The following is a 19,793-nucleotide window of genomic DNA, read 5'->3' on the forward strand; positions in this document are numbered from 1 at the left end:
TTGAAAAAAAGTAATTAAAATATATTTAAAATGTCGTAATTCTTAATATAGAAATTTAATATTTAAAGTTAAAGGAAGTGAAAATGTATGGCTTTAACCCCAATGATGAAGCAATATTTTGAAATAAAAGAAAATTATAAAGATTGTATATTATTTTTTAGATTAGGAGACTTTTATGAAATGTTCTTTGAAGATGCTAAGTTAGCATCAAGAGAACTTGAATTAGTATTAACAGGAAGAGATTGTGGACTTGATGAAAGAGCGCCTATGTGTGGTATTCCATTCCATGCTTCTTCTTCATATATATCAAGACTTGTAACTAAAGGATTTAAAGTAGCAATTTGTGAGCAAGTAGAAGATCCAAGTGCTGCAAAAGGAATAGTTAAAAGGGATGTAATAAAAGTTATAACTCCAGGTACTTATATAGATCAAAATAATGAAAATAATTTAAATACATATCTAATGGCCATTTTCTCTGAATCTGATTCAATAGGAATAGCTTTAACGGATATAAGTACTGGTGAGTTTAAAACAACTTCATTTAATTCTTTAAAAACAACATTGCTTGATGAAATTACAAAAATAAATCCAAAAGAAATAATTGTAGATATAAATACAGATATATCATTATTAAATGATATAAATTCTATAACCCAAGCACTTATTACAAAAAAAGATTTAAATGAATTTAAAGTTAGTGAAGATGAATTAATAAATCAATTTAGTGATGCAGAAGTTTCTTCTTTATCTAATCATAGTAAAATAGCATGTAGGGTTTTACTTAAGTATATATATGAAACACAAAAAATGAGTCTTTCTAATATAAACTTCTTAGAAGTATATAATATAATAAATTATATGACTATAGATGGAAGCTCAAGAAGAAATTTAGAATTAACTGAAAGTTTAAGAGAAAAAAGCAAAAAAGGTTCTTTACTTTGGGTTATGGATAAAACTGCAACTTCAATGGGGGCTAGAGTTCTTAGAAAATGGATTGATGAACCTCTTATATCTAAAGAAGAAATAATAAATAGGTTAGATGCTGTTGATGAATTATTTAATTCTATATCATTAAATGAAGATATAATTTCAGCACTAAAGAATATTTATGATATAGAGCGTATAGTAGGTAAAGTTGCCAATGGTAATGTAAATGGAAAAGATTTAGTATCACTTAGAACATCATTAGAAAAACTTCCATATATAAAAGAACTTTTAGCTAATTGCGATTCAAAATTATTAAAAGAGTATTATAATTCTTTAGATATATTAAATGATATAAAGGAACTTTTATTTAATTCAATTACTAATGATCCATCTATTAGTGTAAAAGAAGGTAATATAATAAAAGATGGATATTCAAACGAAGTTGATGAATTAAGAAAGGCTAAATTACACGGAAAAGAGTGGATAGCTTCTTTAGAAAATAGCGAAAGAGAAGTTACTGGAATTAAATCTTTAAAGGTAGGATACAATAAAGTTTTTGGATATTTTATTGAAATAAGAAAAGCTAACTATTCCTCAATTCCAGAAGGAAGATATATAAGAAAACAAACATTAGCCAATTCAGAAAGATATATAACACAAGAACTTAAAGAGATGGAAGAAAAAATATTAGGAGCTGAAGAAAAACTTATAAATTTAGAATATGAAATATTCCAATATATACGTAATTGTGTATCTAAAGAAATTTCAAGATTAAAAAATAGTGCTAGAATTGTTAGTAATTTAGATTGTTTATCAACATTAGCGTTAATAGCACTTGAAAATGATTATGTTAAGCCAAATATAAATGAAGATGGTTTAATTGAAATAAAAGAAGGTAGACACCCTGTTGTTGAAAAGGTAATAGGTAGAGGAGAGTTTGTATCTAATGATACTTTATTAAACAAAAAGGATAATAGACTTATACTTATAACCGGTCCTAATATGGCAGGTAAATCAACATATATGAGACAAGTGGCTTTAATAACATTAATGGCTCAAATTGGATCTTTTGTTCCAGCTAGAGAAGCTAATATATCTATTTGTGATAAAATTTTTACTAGAATAGGCGCTTCAGATGATTTAGCTGGTGGTAAATCTACATTTATGGTAGAAATGTGGGAAGTATCAAATATTTTAAAAAATGCTACTCCCAAAAGCCTTGTTTTATTAGATGAAGTAGGAAGGGGTACTTCGACTTACGATGGACTTAGTATTGCATGGTCAGTTATAGAACATATTTCAAATAGTAATAATTTAAAATGTAATACTCTATTTGCAACACATTATCATGAACTTACAAAGCTTGAAGGTGAAATTGAAGGAGTAAAAAATTATTCAGTTGCAGTTAAGGAAGTATCTGACAATATTATTTTTTTAAGAAAAATAATAAAAGGTGGTGCAGATCAATCCTACGGAATTGAAGTTGCAAAACTTGCTGGATTACCTGAAAGTGTAATAAATAGAGCTAAAAATATTTTATCTACATTAGAAGAAAAAGAATCAAGTAATGTAACAATAAATGAAGAAATTGCCCTTGAAAATAATATTAATTATTCAGCTATAAATAAAAAAGAGAAAAATTCTAAAAATAAAGAGTGTAATAATATGCAATTAGATTTTTCTTATATAGAAAAAGAAGCTTTTATAAAAGATTTATCATCAATTGAAATATTAAATTTAAATCCAATGGAGGCTATGAATAAATTATACGAATTAGTTAAAGATGCAAAAAAATTAATTTAGGAGTTGATGTAACTTGAATAGAATTAATTTATTAGATGAAAATACATCAAATAAAATTGCAGCAGGAGAAGTTGTTGAAAGACCTTCATCAGTTATTAAAGAATTAGTTGAGAATAGTATTGATGCAAATTCTAAAAATATAACTATAGAAATAAAAGATGGTGGATGCTCTTTAATACGTATAATAGATGATGGTTATGGAATTCATAAAGATGATTTAAAAAAAGCATTTATGCCACATGCCACAAGTAAAATAAAAGATGTTAATGATATATTTTCTATAAATACTTTAGGTTTTAGAGGTGAAGCATTAGCTTCTATAGCTTCTGTATCTAAAGTATCTTTAAAAACTAAACAAGCATCTGATGAATTTGGAAAAGAGATTTTAGTTGAAGGTGGCGAAATAATTTATGAAAATGAATGTGCTTGTAATAATGGTACTACTATAGAAGTTAGAGATTTATTTTTTAATGTACCTGCTAGAAAAAAATTTTTAAAATCCTTTACTAGAGAAGGCTCTATAATAAATGATATTATAAATAGAATATCTATTTCTAAGCCTGAAATTGGCTTTAAGCTATTTAATAACAACAAAAAAGTTCTTCAGACATTTGGAAATAATAATTTAAAGGATGTATTAAGAGTTATATACGGAAAAAAAATAACTGATAATATACTTTACTTTGAAAATGAAAATGACTATATAAAAATCTATGGATATGTGGGTAAAGAAGAAATAGCTAGAGGCTCTAGAAATAATCAAAGTATTTTTGTGAATAATAGATATATAAAAAATAGGACATTAGCTGTTGCCGTGGAAAATGCATTTAGGTCTTTTTCTACAGTTAATAAATTTCCTTTCTTTACTTTATTTATTGATATATATCCTGAGTATATAGATGTTAATATACATCCAACAAAAGCTGAAATTAAGTTTAAAGATGATAGATTAATATTTAAAATGATTTTTGATGCCGTACACTCTGCATTAAAAAATGATATATTTGATAATTTTAAATTGCCTGAAGAAGAAAATGTAAAAAATACTTCTATTAGCGAAAATATTAAAATGGATTTAAATTTTAATGATAACGAGATAAAATTTAATTCATTTGAAAAAAATGATAAGCTAATAATAAATGATAAATCTATAGATTATTCTGAAAAAATAAAAGATGCTATAAGTAAGGAAAAGGAAGAATTTAATAGGTTAAAAGAAAAATTTACTAAAGATAACTTATTAATTAATAATTTAAGTGACAATGATATTAATATAAAGTCTTCTAAAGAATTATTAGTATTACCTGAAAATGATAAATCTACTTATAATAACTATAATGTACTTTATGATAAAGTAGAAAAAATTTCAGATAATATTAATACTAATTATAAAGAAATAAATAAAAAACAAGAAGAGAAAATTGCAAAATTTCCTCCACTTAAAATTATTGGTCAATTTAATAAAACATATATAATAGCAGAGTTTAATGAAGTTTTATATTTAATAGATCAACATGCAGCACATGAAAAAATTTTATTTGAAAAATACTTAAATTCTATAGCAAATGGTTCGTTAGTAGTTCAACCTCTTTTAGTACCTACAATTATTGAATTAACAACTGATGATTTAGCTTATTATATAGAAAATAAAGATATTTTTAAAAACGCAGGATTTTTGGTTGAAGATTTTGGTGGAAATTCTATATTTTTAAAAGAAGTGCCATATTTCCTTGGAAAGATAGACTCTAAAGATTTATTTTTAAATATAATAGATGATTTAAAAAGTTTAGGTACTGGTAAAACAATAGATATTAAATATAATAAAATTGCTACTATGGCCTGCAAAAAAGCTGTTAAAGCTAATGATTCATTAACAGAAAAAGAAATGATTAAACTTATAGATGAATTAAGATTTATTGAGGATCCGTTCCATTGTCCACATGGTAGACCTACAATAATAAAATTTACTAATACAGAACTAGATAAAAGGTTTAGAAGAATTGTTTAATACAAATAAGTAAAGGATGTATCATAAAATGAAAAAAGAAAATATTTTAGTTATAGGTGGACCAACAGCAGTTGGCAAAACAGATCTTTCTATAAAGCTTGCCAAAATATTAAATGGTGAAATAATATCTGCAGATTCAATGCAGATATATAAATATATGGATATTGGTTCAGCAAAAGTATCATTAAAAGAAATGGATGGAATAAAACATCATATGATTGATATAATTAATCCAGATGTTCCATTTTCTGTTTCTAACTACAAAGAGCTTGGAGATACAATAATTAAAGATATAATAAAAAGAGGAAAACTTCCAATCATTGTTGGTGGAACAGGACTTTATATAAATTCACTAACTTGCAATATGGACTTTACAGAAGCTGAAACTGATGAAGAATATAGAAAATCTTTAGAAAAAGAAGCAATTGAATATGGAAATGAATATTTACATGAAAAGCTAAAAGATATAGATCCTATAAGTTATAATCAAATACATTATAATAATAGAAAAAGAGTTATACGTGCCTTAGAGGTATATAAGCTAACAGGTAAGCCTTTTAGTTCATTTAATGTAGGTGAGTCTTTTTATAAGTCAAATTATAATATTTATTATTATGTATTAAATATGGATAGAGATAAATTGTATGATAGAATAAATAAAAGAGTAGATATAATGATAAACAAAGGATTAATTGATGAATGTATAAACTTAAAAAATATGGGGTATACTGTATCTATGCAATCAATGCAAGGAATAGGTTATAAAGAAATTTTTCATTATTTAGATGGTAAGATGAATTTAAATGAAGCTATAGAGTTAATAAAAAAAGGATCTAGAAATTATGCTAAAAGACAATTAACATGGTTTAGAAGAGATCCTAGAGTTAGATTTTTAAATAAAGACATATTAACAGAAGAGGCTATGATTGATAAAATAATTAATGACATTAATCCAAAGTAGTTGTATAATTAATCTAAAGGTGTATTGATAACTTTAGGAGGTATATTATGAATAAACAACAAAATAATTTGCAAGATATTTTCTTAAATGGTGCTAGAAAAAATAAAATATCAGTAGAAGTTTATCTTACAAATGGTTATAAACTTAAAGGTTTTGTAAAAGGATTTGATAGTTTTACTGTTGTATTAGATTGTGATGGAAAACAAATGTTAGTTTATAAACATGCAATTACAACTATTACTCCATTAAAACCTATTTTATTTGTAAATAATGAATTAAATAATATTTAATAAATAGGCTTAAATGCCTATTTATTTTTGTTTTTATATATATAGGAGGACTTTATGTTAAAATCAACAGAAGAATTAGTAATAAAAAATTACGGTATTCAAAATAATGCATTTGAAATTTATAAACAAGCATTAAAAGATACTGAGGAAATATTTAAAGGGCTTGATGAAATTAGAGAATACAATCAATTAAAGGTTCTTACAGCATTTCAAGAAGAAAGAATTAGTGATTGTCATTTTACTAATTCTACAGGCTATGCATATGATGATATTGGAAGAGAAGGATTAGATAAAGTATATGCTAGAGTATTTAATACTGAAGCTGCTATTGTAAGACCTCATTTTGTAAATGGTACTCATGCAATCGGAACAGCTTTATTCGGAAATTTAAGACCAGGAGATACACTATTAGCTATATCAGGACAACCTTATGATACACTTCATGGTGTTATAGGATTAACAGAAGAAAGAGGAATGGGATCATTAATAGAGTATGGAGTTAAATATTCACAAGTTGATTTAATTGAAGATAAATTTTTTGATTTAGATGGAATAAAAAAAGCTATTTTAAATGATAAATCAATAAAAATGGTACATATTCAAAGAAGTACTGGTTATAGTACTAGATATTCTTTAATGCTTTCTCAAATTAAAGAAGCTATAGAATTAGTAAAAAGCTTAAATGAAAATATAATTATATTTGTTGATAATTGTTATGGTGAATTTGTTGACACATTAGAACCAACAGATTTTGGGGCTGATTTAATGGCAGGCTCATTAATAAAAAATATTGGTGGTGGTATATCACCAACTGGTGGTTATATAGTAGGTAAAAAAAATTTGGTTGACAATGCATCTTACAGGCTTACAGTACCTGGAATAGGTGGAGAATGCGGAGCAACTTTAGGTGTAATGAGAACATTATTTCAAGGTTTTTTCTTAGCTCCACATGTTACTATGGAAGCTGTTAAAAGTTCTATATTTTGTGCTAGGGTTATGGAACTTGCAGGATTTGAAGCTAAGCCTAAAGCTTTTGATAAAAGAACTGATATAGTTCAAACTATAATCTTTAGAAATAAAGAAAGATTAATTGAATTTATAAAAGGAATACAGTTCGGTTCACCTGTAGATTCATTTGTTCATTGTATCCCAACACCAATGCCTGGATATGAAGATGAAGTTATAATGGCAGCTGGAGCATTTATTCAAGGATCTTCAATAGAGTTATCAGCTGATGCTCCAATAAGAGAACCTTATATAGCATATATTCAAGGTGGACTTACATTTGATCATGCTAAAATAGGTATATTAATAGCTTTAAATAATGTTTTAAATAGTTAGCTTAAAGTAAAAGACTTAGTTTTTAAACTAAGTCTTTTATTTATTTAAAATCTTAAGTTCTGATTTATTTGAAATTTTAACTTTATAATTTTTAAATAAATTTCTATTTAATAAATAAAACTCTTTATTAAAATTATCTAATTTTTCATTTATATATAATTCTTCCTCTTTAATCATTTGACCTTCTTTGACTATAGTTACTCCATTAAAAACAAATTTAGATTTTTTATAAAATATTAAAACTATAAAATTATAAATATCCATAGATGAATATAATATATTTACAGATATTAAACAAATAATATATAAATTATTGTAATCTAATATTAAAGGAACTATAGTTAAAAATATAATAGGAGAAAGAATAGATATAATATGTCTATATTTTTTTAGTTCTCTAGTATTAGCAATAGAAATGTGTAAGTTATCTTTCCAAAATATTAAATAAGTATTTTTAAAATCAAAATAAAAAATATATTTTATAAATATTCTAATAATAAAACATAAAATAGAATAGAGTAGTATTAATTTAAAATATGTTATAAATGTTATTATAAATTTTCCATTATAATTTATTAAATTATATCCTAATAAATAAAAAATATAAAAAAACATTAATATAAATATAAAAAATCTTATATTGAAAGCATAATTTTCTTTATAGGTATTAGTTTCTTTTATTAAAATTTTCACTTTTCATACTCCTTATAAATATAAAATAAAAAAGAGACTCATACTTTTTATATATGAACCTCTTAATTAATATATTCTTAATATGATCTAAAAATCCCAACTAACTTACCTAATATTTTACAATCATCAACTATCATAGGTAACATAGCATCATTTTCGGGTTGTAATCTTATATGATCATTTTCTTTAAAAAATCTCTTAATAGTTGAAGAGTCATCAATTAAAGCTACTACTATATCACCATTAGAAGCATGTTGAGTTTTTTCTATAATGGCTAAATCTCCATCATTAATTCCAGCATTTATCATACTATTACCGCTTACTCTAAGCATAAAAAGTTCATTGTTGTGCTTAATAAAATCAAGTGGCAATGTAAAAGTATCTTCAATATTTTCAGTAGCTAATATAGGAGTGCCTGCTGTTATATTTCCAACTATAGGAATATTTATCATTTCACGTTTTGGTTGTAAGAATTCAACGATTTCTAATGCCCTAGGTTTTGTAGGATCTCTCTTTATAAGCCCCTTTTTTTCTAATCTTTTTAAGTGCCCATGTACTGTTGATGTAGATTTTAAGCTAACCGCTTCACAAATCTCTCTTACAGATGGTGGGTAACCTTTATTTTCAGTATAATTTTTTAGGAATTCATATATTTGACTTTGTTTATCTTTACCATCTAACATTGCATAGCACCTCACGTTTTTTATTAATTATAACATATGATTATTAATATATCAAACTTATGTTCTAAGAACATTAGTTCCATTTGCTATATTCATTTTTATTTGTTATAATGTAATTTGATTTTGCACTTTAGAAGGTGGTGTATGTATGAAAAACAAATATAACGAAGATGATTATTGCGATTTATATGAAAATAAAATTTGCGATAATTGCGGTAAATGTTTAGAAAATGAAGGTGTTGATATAAGAGCTATAAAAATAGAAGATATATCAAAAAATATAGAAGAAAATAAATTTCTTGAAGAAGAATTTAAAAATACAATAGCTAAAGCTAAAAATATTGATCCTTCTTTAGAAAAAGAAGACTTAGAAAAAGCTTTAAAAGAAGCTTATTCAATGATACAAGGACAACTAGACGATTCTATATCTAAAAGCGATGAGCAAGAAGATTATGTAGATGCATTTGAGTTTGTAGAATATTTAGATGAAGCAAACCTTGATTATGATTCTTTAGAAGATAACACAGAAGAAATATTTCCTGGAGTAAGAAGATTGGTTAAAAGAAGCAACTAAATTAAATTTAGTTGCTTCTTTTATTTTGGTATAATTTATACATTTTAATAAAATACTATTATTGTAGCAATTTACATGATAGGAGAGATATTATATGAAGAAAACTAAATTATTAATTATTATAGGATTATTAGCAACATCACTTTCATCATTTATTTCTTGTAGTCCTAAACAAACTGTTGAAGATACAAAAGAAAAAGTGGAACAAGGCTATGATGCAACTAAAGAGAAAGTAAAAGAAGGAGTAGATTCAGCAAAGGATCTTGCAGATAATATATTCAATGATGAAGAAATGAAATTTGATAAACAATCATTAAAAGACACTTTAAACTCAAAAGGTTTTGAACCAAAACAAGAAGAAGATAAAAATAGTAATTCTATGAAAAAAATATTCTCTGTTGATGGAAAAACATTAAAAATAAAAAATGGTGAAATATATGTTTATGAATATGATAAAAACCAAAAAGATAAGCTTAAAAATGATCTTAATTCAATTCAAAATAATGGAACTACAATAAGTGGAGAAGATATAAAGTGGAATAAATCACCACATTTTTATAGTAAAGGCAGAGTAGTTGTAGTATATGATGGAGATAATAAAGAAATTATTAATGTTTTAAATGAAATTATGGGAATGCCTGTAATAGGATAGTTTAAAATAAAATAAAAATGATATTCTATGAATATAGAATATCATTTTTATTTTAAACAACTAAATATTAGCTAAAGGATTAGATTTAACAGCATCTCTTAATGTATCATCATCTACATGAGTATATATTTGAGTAGTAGAAATATTTTCATGACCTAGTATATTTTGAAGAGCTCTTATATCCACATTTCCATATTTATACATAAGAGTAGCGGCTGTATGTCTTAATTTATGTGGAGTATACTTTTCATCTCTAAGACCAGCTCTTTTTGTATAGTTTTTAACCATTATTTCTACAGTTCTTTTATTTATTGGGGTTCCTCTATTAGATAAAAATAAATATTTTTTATTTTCTTCTGAAACTTTAGAAATATCTCTATTTTTTATATAATTATCAATAGCTTTAATACAAGCATCATTTAAATAAACTGTTCTTTCCTTATTACCTTTACCAATGATAGTTAATGTATCACCTGATATTTTTTCTAACTTTATATTGCAAAGTTCTGATAATCTCATTCCACAATTTAAAAATAAAGTTATTATACAATAATCTCTATAATAATTTTTATTTTTGTTATCTATAGACCTTAATAATTGAATACTTTCATTTAAATTTAAGTAAATAGGATGTCTTTTATTAATTTTAGGTGATTCTAATTCTAAAGTTGGATTTTCATCTATTATTTTTAATTTTGTTTGCAAAAACTTAAAAAAAGACTTTAAACTAGCAACTTTTCTAGCTCTAGCATATGAGCTATTATTTCGATATTTTTCTAAAAAACTCATAAATGCATATAATTCCGATAGTTTTATATTTTTTATAGAAATTTCATTAATATCATTTATTTTAATATCTTCAAATTCTATATTTTTATTTTCAATCTCATTTCTATATAATTTCAAGAATCTAAAAAACATAGTAAGATCTATTTTATATGCTTCAATAGTATTTTCTGATTTTCCCTTTATAGTTTCTAAATAATTTAAAAAGTCTATAACAATAGGCGGGAGTTCGTTTGTTTTCCTAAGCTCAGTAAAATCGTAAATCATAATTACACCTACTTAAATATATTTTATAGTTCATTCTAACATAATTATATTTTATTTAAAAGTTAAATTTTAAATGAATATTTTATTTAAGATTGTTGAAATTATATAGAAATCTACTTAAATTATTTCGCTAAATGATTATTTAGCGAAATAATTTGTTTTTTTAATTACATATTTAATTCATTTAATGAAACACTAAATTATTTCAATTATAAAATAATAATTTATTTTAAATAAATCATTATATATAACCAATATTTTAAAACTATTATTTTTTATAATATATTATTTGTCTAAAACTTATATTTCGATTTATTAAATTAAATTATTTTTAAAACTTTATCTACCTTACAAAAACATAATGTGATTAATTTTGAAAATAATTTTTTTGTATAAATTCAAATTACAAAATTAATAAAATTTGTAATATGTTTCACAAAAAATTATTAATAGTCAGTAAAGGTCAGTATAAAAAGATTATTAAATATTATTATAAAATAAAAATTTTCCCTATACAACTCATCTTTTGCTTAGTTTTTTAGAATTTATATTTTAATATTCTTTATAATTGAATATATGGAAACTTTTCTTAATATTCCATTTGAAAATAAGAAAGTAAAAGAAAATATCTTTTTTTGGATATTAAAGAAATCTTTATTTTTATATTTAAAGAGCGTCCAATTCTGTGGAAATCATCATTAATTTATTCTTCTTCATTGCAGTTCCAGTCCTAATTACAAAATACTTAGGATTTACAACTAATACCGCTAATCGTGTATATGGATATGCACAAGGTGTAATTGCTGGCGATGCAATATTAGGAGGTATAATAGCAGGAGTACTATCAAAGAAATTGAAACCAAAGTCAAGTATCTTCATATTAATTGGATTTGAATTATCTATTCTTTTAGTTGGAATTGCACTACAAGTTTTAATAGGAGCAATACAAATTTATATTATATTATTAATTGTTTGCGGTTTATTAATAGCATTATCAACAATATTTCAAATTAAACTAATGTCATATCTACAAATTTTAACTCCTAAAGATTTAATTGGGAAAGTAGTATCATGCTTTGTATGCGTTAGTATGTGTACAACCCCTTTATGTCAGTTCATATATTGAATTATATTTGATAAAATTGGAAGTAAAATATATCTTCTATTTTATTTAGCATCATTTTTAATGTTATTAATTAGTATATTTACTCGTCATAATTTCTATAAATTTGATTGTTTAATAAAATCAAATGTAACCGAGAAATAAAACTATACACTTAAATATATAAATTCATATAATATTTTTAGGAATAATTATTTTTAATTAAATAGTTTTATCAATAAAATAAAGGAAAGTCATAAAAGACTTTCCTTTAAATATATAATTTTAAATGCCTATTTACTAATAAAAGTTTCAAAAATAAGAAAATAATACGTCTCTATATTTCTATAAATATATTTAACTTATTATTCTCTTATGTATATATAATCCTTTGTAAATAAATTATATTAATTTATCATTCTTTTTTCATTTAATAAAATTACAGTTAACTTATAACAATCACGTACTATTACATAGTACACACATAATATAAATTCACATCAATTATAGTTAAGTTATAACGTTATTTGAGGATAGGATTAAGGGTAGTAAAACTTAATTCACATCAATTATAGTTAAGTTATAACCCCGTATCAAAACAAAGTAACCAAGCCATTTACTCTCTATTGAAACTATATAATTTGCAGTAAACCTACAGTAATATTTTTTAATAAAATAAAAATATCCTGAAAAGCATGATTATAACTGCTTTAAGGGTAATTCATTTAAAATATAGACTTACTGCAAATTATATAGTTTATTTTTATATGATGCCAGACAGTAACACAACATCTGGATTAACCTTTAACGAGTAGATATTTATAGTTTTTGGTTTTAAGCCTAACTAATTTATATTCAAACATCTCTCCTTCTTCGGCATTTGAATATACCGTTAAATATTTTAATTATTTTACAAACTCCTTACTTCTTGCAATATTTATACTTGCATTCCAATCAGCATTTATTGCTTTTTTATTTAATCTACATTTTTCATTAGTACATTTAAATGTAGATTGATTTTTTCTATTTTCTTTATCTATATTACCACATTCACTACACATTTGCGAAGTATATGCTGATTTTACTTTTCTTACTTTAATACCAACTAATTTTGATTTATATTCAATTTGTTCTTGAAGTTGATAATATCCCCATTGTCCTAATATTCTATCTTCTAAGCTATTTGATTTAATATCTTCTAAATTTATATACTCACACTCATTTTTTAAAGCAAAATCTATTATTCTTTTTGATAAATTATAATTGTATGTTTTAGCAAATTGCTTTTCTTTATCTTTTAAGAATTCCATACTATGAAGTTTTTTACGCCTTCCTCTTCCACCATTAGCTAAATCTAATTGTCTTTGAATTCTTTTTCTTCTAGCTTTAAATTGATTTATCACCTTTTAAAATTCCTCATAACTTCCAAATCCTTTTCTTATATATGGTGAATCTGAAATACTAACATATGCTGGTATAGCCATACCTAAGTCTACACCTAATGTTCTATCTTTAATAAATTCTGTTTTTGTTTCTGGAATATTTAAATTTAGATTTAATATTAATTCATTCTTTTTATTAAATTCTATAGAGCTATCAGAAACTTTATATTCACCTGTTATAACTTTTCTTAAAGTATGCTGTAATTCCAGAGAATTTTTATGATCTCCTAACTCACATCTAAATCTTATTTTATTAACCCAGTCTATATATACATCTAATTCATTTTCAGCATATAAAAACTTTATATTTCTATGCCTTGTAAGTAATGGATATGTTCTTTTATAGTTAGTTACAGACCTTTCTCCCTTAGCTAATCCATTTTTTAAAGCTGTAGAAAAATCCTTTTTTACCCTTTGTACAATTAAACTTTTACTATCTATTCCAACCCCAAATGTAATATTTTCAAATATATAAAGACTATTAGTTAGATTTTTTTGATATTCTTTAAACCCTTCTGATTTAACATCCATATTATTAGCATAATATCCAGCCATTAAAAAACCCATAGCTCTATTAAATCCTAAATATTGTGCATATTGTGAATCTCTTATAAATTTATATTGTTTATTTATTAAGTCCTTTTTTTGTTCTTCTGTAAATCCTAAAAATTCTTTTTAGATAATTCTTTGTCATTATCTATTATTCTTAACTTTATCTTTTTTACTATATTCATAATTTTCTCCAAAGTTATTTTTAAATATATTATACAACATTTATTTCTATATTTTAGTAGATCAATAAATTATTTGAATAAATTTACAAATAGTTTATTTACTATTATGCTACTCTATTTTAACAGTAATAGTTACAAATTAGGATAACATTAACTAGGCTTTATGTTGCAATAAAAGATTATATTTATATACATAATGATACGAATGTATGTTCTTAGTTTAATAATTTTCCCTTTATTTCATATCTTTATAGATATATTTATATTATTTTTTAATAATTAAATTTAAATAAATTTATTTTTTCTAGTTTTATAGGCAAGTGCTATTTTTTGCTTTTAGAACATATGTTCTGAATCTATTTTAAATAAATATTTTACTATTAATAAATATATTGATTTTTAATACAAATTTATATATTTTAAATTAAAAATAAAAAACAAGTAAAATATATCTACTTGTTTTTTTATTCATTATTATTCTTCTTTTATCCAATTTATTAAATTGCTTTCAATATATTGAGATTTAGATCCCTTATTATCAAATACTCTTATTTGCTTATATTCTACTCCATTTAATTGGATATCTAAAATATCAATTCTTTCTGCTTCTACTCTTAAAAATTCACGTTGTCCTTTAATAGAAATTTTAGCTTTCATATAATATATTTTTCTCCTTATTTTTTATTTCTATATTCCTCAATTTGAATGTTTAGGTTATATAAATATTCTTGTCTTTCATATTTTTCTAATAAAATCATTTCTAATTCTTCTTTCTCTTCTATTAATTCTTGAAGTTTAGAATAATTAGTTGAATTTTCCTCTATATCTTTTTGTATTTTTTCTAATTTATTTTCTAGATTTAATATTATATCATCTATTTCTTTAAATTCTTTTTGCTCTTTAAATGAAAATTTAGGAACTTTATTTAAACTCTTAGGTTTTTCTTTTTTTATTTTTTCATTTATATTATCTTTATTGTCTTTTTCATTACATTTATTTTGATTTTCTATATCTTTTTGTATTAAATAATCACTATAATTTCCATGATAAATCTTTAATTTACCATTGCTCTCATAAGATAATATCTTATTGCAGATTCTATCTAAAAAATATCTATCATGGGATACAACCATAACTATTCCTGAATAATTATCTAAAAAATCTTCTAAAATTTTTAAAGTTTCTATATCTAAATCATTTGTAGGTTCATCGAATATAAGAAAATTAGGTGATTCCATTAAAACTCTAAGAAGTTGTAATCTCCTCTTTTCTCCTCCTGATAGTTTTTCTATTTTAGAATATTGCATTGTTCCGTCAAATAAAAACATTTCACATAATGTAGATGCAGTAATAGTATTTCCATCAAATGTTGGTATATATTCTCCTCCCTCTCTTACAAAGTCAATTACTCTATCACTATCATTTAATTCACTACAATCTTGAGAAAAATATCCAACCTTTATTGTCTCTCCAAATTCGAATTTTCCTTGTTCTGGTTCTAATTTTCCTAATAATATATTAAGTAAGGTTGTTTTACCTGCTCCATTTTTTCCAACTATTCCTATTCTATCTTCTTTAAGTACTTTATATGAAAATTTATCAATTAACTTTCTATCTCCAAAGGATTTACTTAATCCATCAATTTCTAAAATCTTTTTGCCTATTCTTCTTCCAACATAATTTATTTCTATATCAGACTTTACTTCAATATATTCTTTATTTACAAGCTCCTCAAAACGTTGAAGTCTTGCTTTCTGCTTTGTTGTTCTCGCTTTTGCTCCTCTCTTAACCCATTTTAACTCATTTCTTATTAATGATTGACGTTTTGATTCTTGCTTTTTTTCAATCTCAATACGCTCTATTTTTTTTTCTAAATATTTTGTATAATTTCCTTCATATAAGTATATATTCCCTCTATCAAGTTCAACTATCTTATTTGCTACTCTATCTAAAAAATATCTATCATGAGTAATCATTACTAAAGCGATATTTTTAGCATTTAGATACTCTTCTAACCATTCAATTGAATCTGAATCTAAGTGGTTTGTAGGTTCATCTAAAATAAGTAACTCGCAAGGAGTTATAAGAGCTGATGCTAGAAATACCCTCTTTTTTTGTCCACCTGATAAATTACCCATTTTTTCTTGATAATTATTTATTCCAAGCTTATTTAATATTATTTTAGCTTCACTTTCTAATGCCCATAAATTTAAATTATCTATTTTTGATTGAACATCTATTAATTTATTATCAAGAGAACTTTCCCCATTTTCTATTTTATTTAATATATCTTCATATTCTATAAGCAATTTCATTTCCTTAGTATCACCTTTAAATACTTGTTCAATCACCGTAGATTCACTATCAAAATTAGTATCTTGAGATAAATACTCTATTCTTACATTTTTACCTTGAATTCTATTTCCATCAAAAAAGTCATCTCTTCCTGCTATTATTTTTAAAAATGTAGATTTACCAGCTCCATTTATACCTATTAAACCAATCTTATCCCCTTCATTTATTCCTAATGATACATTATTTAATAGTGTTTTTTCACTATAACTTTTACTTATGTTCTCTAATGTAACTAAATTCATTATTTTATTATCTCCTTTTATCTTTAAGTAATCTAATTTTATCAAATTTAAGACTATTATTAAAGTTTTAGTATATAATCAAATTAATAAGAGGTGATTTATATGAATTTAAAGCTTAATGATAAAATTGCATTAGTTGCATGTTCAAATCAACTAAACATTTCTTCTAAGAATAAAATAAAAGAAATAATAAAAATCTTTAATTCCTTTAATATAGAAGTTTTAGTTTCAAAAAATATTTTTAAAACAAATATACAATATTCATCTGGTGAGGTACGTGGAAAAGAATTAAATAAGTTCTTTAAAGACGACTCTATAAAATATATATTTGATATTTCAGGTGGTGATTTATGTAATGAAATACTTCCTTATCTAGATTTTAATTGTATAAAAAATTCAAAGGCTATATATTTTGGTTATAGTGATTTATCAGTTTTACTTAATTCAATATATAAAAAAACTAATAAAATTTCATATTATTATAACTTAAAGAATATAACTAACGAAAATGCTTTTAAAGATTTTTATAATACATTTATAGTAAATGATTCTAATTCCTTATTTAATATCTCCAATTATACCTTTATAGAAGGTAGTTCTTTAAATGGTATAGTTATAGGTGGTAATATACGCTGCACATTAAAATTAGCTGGTACAGAATATTTTCCTAATTTTAATAATTCAGTACTATTTCTTGAAAGCTATAGTGGTGATTTAACTAAAATACGTACATTTTTAGCTCAATATAAACTTATGAATGTATTTTCTAATATAAATGGTATTATACTTGGTCAATTTACAGAGTTATCTATGAAAAATCAATATAATGAACTAATAAATATTATGAAAAAAATTTGTAATGAAAATAATATTTCATTAGTTATAACTGATAATATAGGACACAGTAATGATTCTAAAGGAATAGCTATAGGCAAATATTTAGACATAAAAAAATAGAGGGATTTTAACCCTCTATTTTTTTTACTATATTTATACCATTAGATTTCATTTTATTAATTGATATTATATTCATAATGTTTGCATTATGATTCTCAGAATCAAATGTTTCAATACAATTTACAGGAACATATATATTTTTATTTATATTATATTCATTAAAATATGTTTTAAGTGATATAACAAATGTTTCAACACAAATATCAGTACATACACCAACTACAATAAAATTTTTAATATTATTGTTATTTTTTAACCAATTCTTAAATTCATCTGTATGAAACCCATTTATAGAATTTTTCTTTATAAACACAGATTTATTATCATATTTACAAAAATCTTTTAATTCTTCTATTAACTCTTCTTGAATAGTTCCTAAAATACAATGATTTGGATAAGAATTTAATTCTACAGAATCTTTTGTATGACTATCTAAGAAAAATATTTTATTACTCTCTTTCATATTGTTTAATAAATTTAATATAGGATCTACTATACTATTAGCTCTATTAGTTGAAAGAATACCTTCAGTGCAAAAACCCTTTACCATATCAATTACTATTATAACAGTATCTTTAGCTATATCATTACTTATACTTGATAAATTAATCTCTTTTAAATTTTCATTTTCTCCTATTAATTTTTCTATAAAAGCCCTCATACCTTATCCCCTTTACTTTATAAATTAATTTTTAACTTTTTAAATGCAACTTCTTTTTTTAGCTCTTTTGTAGTATTATCAATAGTAATTTTATATATAGTTTGACAATTTAAATTTCTCCACTTTTTCATATAATTGGGTGTTGCAATTATAGAGTAATAATAATTTTCTTCAATTTCGTCTGAAAATTCTAGATAACTTAAAATACTTCTCGTATCTAGTACTATTTTTTCTTTATTTAAATTGTTGTAAATTGGCAAAAAGTACTTCATTGGTAATTTATAATTATATATTCCTGGAATCTTTTTACCTTCTAAAACACCTCTATATAAAATTCTATTTTTTTTAATAATATTTTCATCTAATCGGATTTTAAATTCTGGTTCTCCTAGTCTATTTTTTTCTAATCGTATTTTTATCATTTATTAATCCTCACACAACTACAAAAGCTAAATGAAACAATTCACTTAGCTTTCAAAATTTTCTATTTTATATTTTTAAAATACTTTAAAAGTATTTTTTTATCAATATCTGAAAATAAATAATTTTCAAATGTTCTCTCATTTATCCAACTTATTTCATTAACATTTTTACCAAGGTTAATATATTCTTTTATTTTACCAGAGTATAATTTTATTATATCATCACTATTAGTATCAATTTGAATTTCACCTAAGTTTTCTAAATCAAATACTAATGTATTTAAATCTTCTTTAACTGAATTAGAAATACATTTTTCATCTGTTTCTCTTCCTTTTTTTAATCTACCAATACATTTCCACGTTTTATCTGATTTTTTACCTTTTCTTTCTATTAATATATTATTAAAATCATCTTTTAAAATAATATAGCAACCAATAGTATTACTCATTATTAAATACCCTCCTATATTTAACTTTTGTATATAAAACTGTTTTCATTAATATAATTCTACAAAAATATATAATATCCTTCTTTTGCATATTAAATTTGGTATAATATCTTTAAGCTAAATATTAAAAAGGAGATTTTCTAATATGAATTTAACTGAAAATGAAATAGTAATTATAATAAAAGAAATTATGCTTTCATTAAAAGAAGAGGAATTGCTTGGCCAAAATATAGAGGATGAGTATAACTTTCCAATAGGTATTTCTAAAAAACTAGATGCTATGCCATTAGAATCATATTATAAGCTTATAACTAATTGTGTAAATTTTTCAAAACTTATGTTAGATAAATATAGTTATGAATTAAATTCTCTTAATGTACTGCATGAAGAAATTCATAATAACTTAAATATTATACTTAAAGATTTATAAAAAGCTAAATGAAT

20 protein-coding genes are annotated in these 19,793 nt (G+C 23.4%); 10 read left to right on the plus strand and 10 right to left on the minus strand.

What is annotated here, in order from left to right; translation table 11 throughout:
• Positions 1-87: 87 nt before the first annotated feature.
• The 5 genes from mutS to AC4FQW_RS02790 are packed head-to-tail and all read left to right on the plus strand — an operon-like array spanning position 88 to position 7,330.
• The gene (mutS, locus tag AC4FQW_RS02770) at positions 88-2,730 is read left to right on the plus strand and encodes a DNA mismatch repair protein MutS (RefSeq protein WP_491147093.1); all 2,643 of its coding nucleotides are present in this window, start codon (positions 88-90) and stop codon (positions 2,728-2,730) included.
• 13 nt (positions 2,731-2,743) lie between these two features.
• Entirely contained in the window at positions 2,744-4,738 is a 1,995-nt protein-coding gene (gene mutL, locus AC4FQW_RS02775) for a DNA mismatch repair endonuclease MutL (protein WP_491147094.1), read from the plus strand.
• 28 nt (positions 4,739-4,766) lie between these two features.
• Positions 4,767-5,699, plus strand: a complete 933-nt coding sequence (gene miaA, locus AC4FQW_RS02780) for a tRNA (adenosine(37)-N6)-dimethylallyltransferase MiaA (RefSeq protein ID WP_491147095.1) — start codon at positions 4,767-4,769, stop codon at positions 5,697-5,699.
• Between the two features lie 47 nt (positions 5,700-5,746).
• Positions 5,747-5,989, plus strand: coding sequence for an RNA chaperone Hfq (gene hfq / locus AC4FQW_RS02785; RefSeq protein ID WP_024613663.1), 243 nt, complete (start codon positions 5,747-5,749; stop codon positions 5,987-5,989).
• A gap of 54 nt (positions 5,990-6,043) precedes the next feature.
• Positions 6,044-7,330: a methionine gamma-lyase family protein gene (locus tag AC4FQW_RS02790; RefSeq protein ID WP_491147096.1), complete on the plus strand. Its 1,287-nt coding sequence runs from the start codon at positions 6,044-6,046 to the stop codon at positions 7,328-7,330.
• Between the two features lie 36 nt (positions 7,331-7,366).
• Here the strand turns inward: AC4FQW_RS02790 and AC4FQW_RS02795 are convergent, their stop codons facing one another.
• Positions 7,367-7,594 (minus strand): hypothetical protein, encoded by a 228-nt coding sequence (locus AC4FQW_RS02795; protein ID WP_491147098.1) that lies wholly within the window; start codon positions 7,592-7,594, stop codon positions 7,367-7,369.
• A 506-nt stretch (positions 7,595-8,100) separates the two neighbouring features.
• Positions 8,101-8,706 (minus strand): transcriptional repressor LexA, encoded by a 606-nt coding sequence (lexA, locus tag AC4FQW_RS02800; RefSeq protein WP_491147100.1) that lies wholly within the window; start codon positions 8,704-8,706, stop codon positions 8,101-8,103.
• 148 nt (positions 8,707-8,854) lie between these two features.
• Here lexA and AC4FQW_RS02805 point away from each other — a divergent pair, with 148 nt between their 5' ends.
• Both AC4FQW_RS02805 and AC4FQW_RS02810 read left to right on the plus strand, forming a co-directional pair.
• Positions 8,855-9,280, plus strand: a complete 426-nt coding sequence (locus AC4FQW_RS02805) for a hypothetical protein (RefSeq protein WP_491147102.1) — start codon at positions 8,855-8,857, stop codon at positions 9,278-9,280.
• 94 nt (positions 9,281-9,374) lie between these two features.
• Complete coding sequence (locus tag AC4FQW_RS02810) at positions 9,375-9,932, plus strand: hypothetical protein (RefSeq protein ID WP_491147104.1); 558 nt, start codon at positions 9,375-9,377, stop codon at positions 9,930-9,932.
• 60 nt (positions 9,933-9,992) lie between these two features.
• Here the strand turns inward: AC4FQW_RS02810 and AC4FQW_RS02815 are convergent, their stop codons facing one another.
• A complete protein-coding gene (locus AC4FQW_RS02815; RefSeq protein ID WP_491147105.1) occupies positions 9,993-10,985 on the minus strand; it encodes a tyrosine recombinase XerC in 993 nt (330 codons plus the stop codon).
• Positions 10,986-11,670: 685 nt separating this feature from the next.
• On the opposite strand from AC4FQW_RS02815, the gene AC4FQW_RS02820 reads away from it, so the two are divergent.
• Entirely contained in the window at positions 11,671-12,111 is a 441-nt protein-coding gene (locus AC4FQW_RS02820) for an MFS transporter (protein WP_491147107.1), read from the plus strand.
• An 881-nt stretch (positions 12,112-12,992) separates the two neighbouring features.
• Here the strand turns inward: AC4FQW_RS02820 and AC4FQW_RS02825 are convergent.
• The 4 genes from AC4FQW_RS02825 to AC4FQW_RS02840 all read right to left on the minus strand — a co-directional run bounded on the left by AC4FQW_RS02825 (position 12,993) and on the right by AC4FQW_RS02840 (position 16,860).
• Entirely contained in the window at positions 12,993-13,490 is a 498-nt protein-coding gene (locus tag AC4FQW_RS02825; RefSeq protein WP_491147109.1) for an RNA-guided endonuclease TnpB family protein, read from the minus strand.
• 3 nt (positions 13,491-13,493) lie between these two features.
• Entirely contained in the window at positions 13,494-14,096 is a 603-nt protein-coding gene (locus tag AC4FQW_RS02830; protein ID WP_491147111.1) for a hypothetical protein, read from the minus strand.
• A gap of 641 nt (positions 14,097-14,737) precedes the next feature.
• The gene (locus AC4FQW_RS02835) at positions 14,738-14,920 is read right to left on the minus strand and encodes a hypothetical protein (protein ID WP_491147113.1); all 183 of its coding nucleotides are present in this window, start codon (positions 14,918-14,920) and stop codon (positions 14,738-14,740) included.
• 17 nt (positions 14,921-14,937) lie between these two features.
• Positions 14,938-16,860, minus strand: a complete 1,923-nt coding sequence (locus AC4FQW_RS02840) for an ABC transporter ATP-binding protein (RefSeq protein ID WP_491147114.1) — start codon at positions 16,858-16,860, stop codon at positions 14,938-14,940.
• A gap of 102 nt (positions 16,861-16,962) precedes the next feature.
• Between AC4FQW_RS02840 and AC4FQW_RS02845 the strand changes: the two genes are divergently transcribed.
• The gene (locus AC4FQW_RS02845; RefSeq protein WP_491147115.1) at positions 16,963-17,817 is read left to right on the plus strand and encodes an LD-carboxypeptidase; all 855 of its coding nucleotides are present in this window, start codon (positions 16,963-16,965) and stop codon (positions 17,815-17,817) included.
• Between the two features lie 7 nt (positions 17,818-17,824).
• Here AC4FQW_RS02845 and AC4FQW_RS02850 read toward each other — a convergent pair whose 3' ends face one another.
• The 3 genes from AC4FQW_RS02850 to AC4FQW_RS02860 form a co-directional block, all read right to left on the minus strand.
• Positions 17,825-18,478 (minus strand): cysteine hydrolase family protein, encoded by a 654-nt coding sequence (locus AC4FQW_RS02850; protein ID WP_491147117.1) that lies wholly within the window; start codon positions 18,476-18,478, stop codon positions 17,825-17,827.
• 17 nt (positions 18,479-18,495) lie between these two features.
• Positions 18,496-18,900, minus strand: a complete 405-nt coding sequence (locus AC4FQW_RS02855; RefSeq protein WP_491147119.1) for a hypothetical protein — start codon at positions 18,898-18,900, stop codon at positions 18,496-18,498.
• Positions 18,901-18,962: 62 nt separating this feature from the next.
• Positions 18,963-19,349 carry an NUDIX domain-containing protein gene (locus AC4FQW_RS02860; RefSeq protein ID WP_491147121.1) on the minus strand — a complete coding sequence of 129 codons (387 nt, stop codon included), beginning with the start codon at positions 19,347-19,349 and terminating at the stop codon, positions 18,963-18,965.
• A gap of 145 nt (positions 19,350-19,494) precedes the next feature.
• On the opposite strand from AC4FQW_RS02860, the gene AC4FQW_RS02865 reads away from it, so the two are divergent.
• On the plus strand, positions 19,495-19,779 hold the full coding sequence (locus AC4FQW_RS02865) for a hypothetical protein (RefSeq protein ID WP_491147123.1): 285 nt from the start codon (positions 19,495-19,497) through the stop codon (positions 19,777-19,779).
• The last annotated feature ends 14 nt before the right edge of the window (positions 19,780-19,793 follow it).

The sequence above is a fragment of the Clostridium sp. TJA085 genome (assembly GCF_058310235.1).

Bases quoted from the DNA above. Each gene is read 5' to 3' on its own strand.
- mutS (WP_491147093.1), top strand. From the start codon at position 88: ATGGCTTTAACCCCAATGATGAAGCAATATTTTGAAATAAAAGAAAAT.
- AC4FQW_RS02860 (WP_491147121.1), bottom strand. From the start codon at position 19,349: ATGAGTAATACTATTGGTTGCTATATTATTTTAAAAGATGATTTTAAT.
- lexA (WP_491147100.1), bottom strand. From the start codon at position 8,706: ATGTTAGATGGTAAAGATAAACAAAGTCAAATATATGAATTCCTAAAA.
- AC4FQW_RS02835 (WP_491147113.1), bottom strand. From the start codon at position 14,920: ATGAAAGCTAAAATTTCTATTAAAGGACAACGTGAATTTTTAAGAGTA.
- AC4FQW_RS02830 (WP_491147111.1), bottom strand. From the start codon at position 14,096: ATGGGTTTTTTAATGGCTGGATATTATGCTAATAATATGGATGTTAAA.
- AC4FQW_RS02810 (WP_491147104.1), top strand. From the start codon at position 9,375: ATGAAGAAAACTAAATTATTAATTATTATAGGATTATTAGCAACATCA.
- AC4FQW_RS02845 (WP_491147115.1), top strand. From the start codon at position 16,963: ATGAATTTAAAGCTTAATGATAAAATTGCATTAGTTGCATGTTCAAAT.
- miaA (WP_491147095.1), top strand. From the start codon at position 4,767: ATGAAAAAAGAAAATATTTTAGTTATAGGTGGACCAACAGCAGTTGGC.
- AC4FQW_RS02805 (WP_491147102.1), top strand. From the start codon at position 8,855: ATGAAAAACAAATATAACGAAGATGATTATTGCGATTTATATGAAAAT.
- AC4FQW_RS02795 (WP_491147098.1), bottom strand. From the start codon at position 7,594: ATGGATATTTATAATTTTATAGTTTTAATATTTTATAAAAAATCTAAA.
- hfq (WP_024613663.1), top strand. From the start codon at position 5,747: ATGAATAAACAACAAAATAATTTGCAAGATATTTTCTTAAATGGTGCT.
- AC4FQW_RS02790 (WP_491147096.1), top strand. From the start codon at position 6,044: ATGTTAAAATCAACAGAAGAATTAGTAATAAAAAATTACGGTATTCAA.
- AC4FQW_RS02840 (WP_491147114.1), bottom strand. From the start codon at position 16,860: ATGAATTTAGTTACATTAGAGAACATAAGTAAAAGTTATAGTGAAAAA.
- AC4FQW_RS02865 (WP_491147123.1), top strand. From the start codon at position 19,495: ATGAATTTAACTGAAAATGAAATAGTAATTATAATAAAAGAAATTATG.
- AC4FQW_RS02815 (WP_491147105.1), bottom strand. From the start codon at position 10,985: ATGATTTACGATTTTACTGAGCTTAGGAAAACAAACGAACTCCCGCCT.
- AC4FQW_RS02850 (WP_491147117.1), bottom strand. From the start codon at position 18,478: ATGAGGGCTTTTATAGAAAAATTAATAGGAGAAAATGAAAATTTAAAA.
- AC4FQW_RS02855 (WP_491147119.1), bottom strand. From the start codon at position 18,900: ATGATAAAAATACGATTAGAAAAAAATAGACTAGGAGAACCAGAATTT.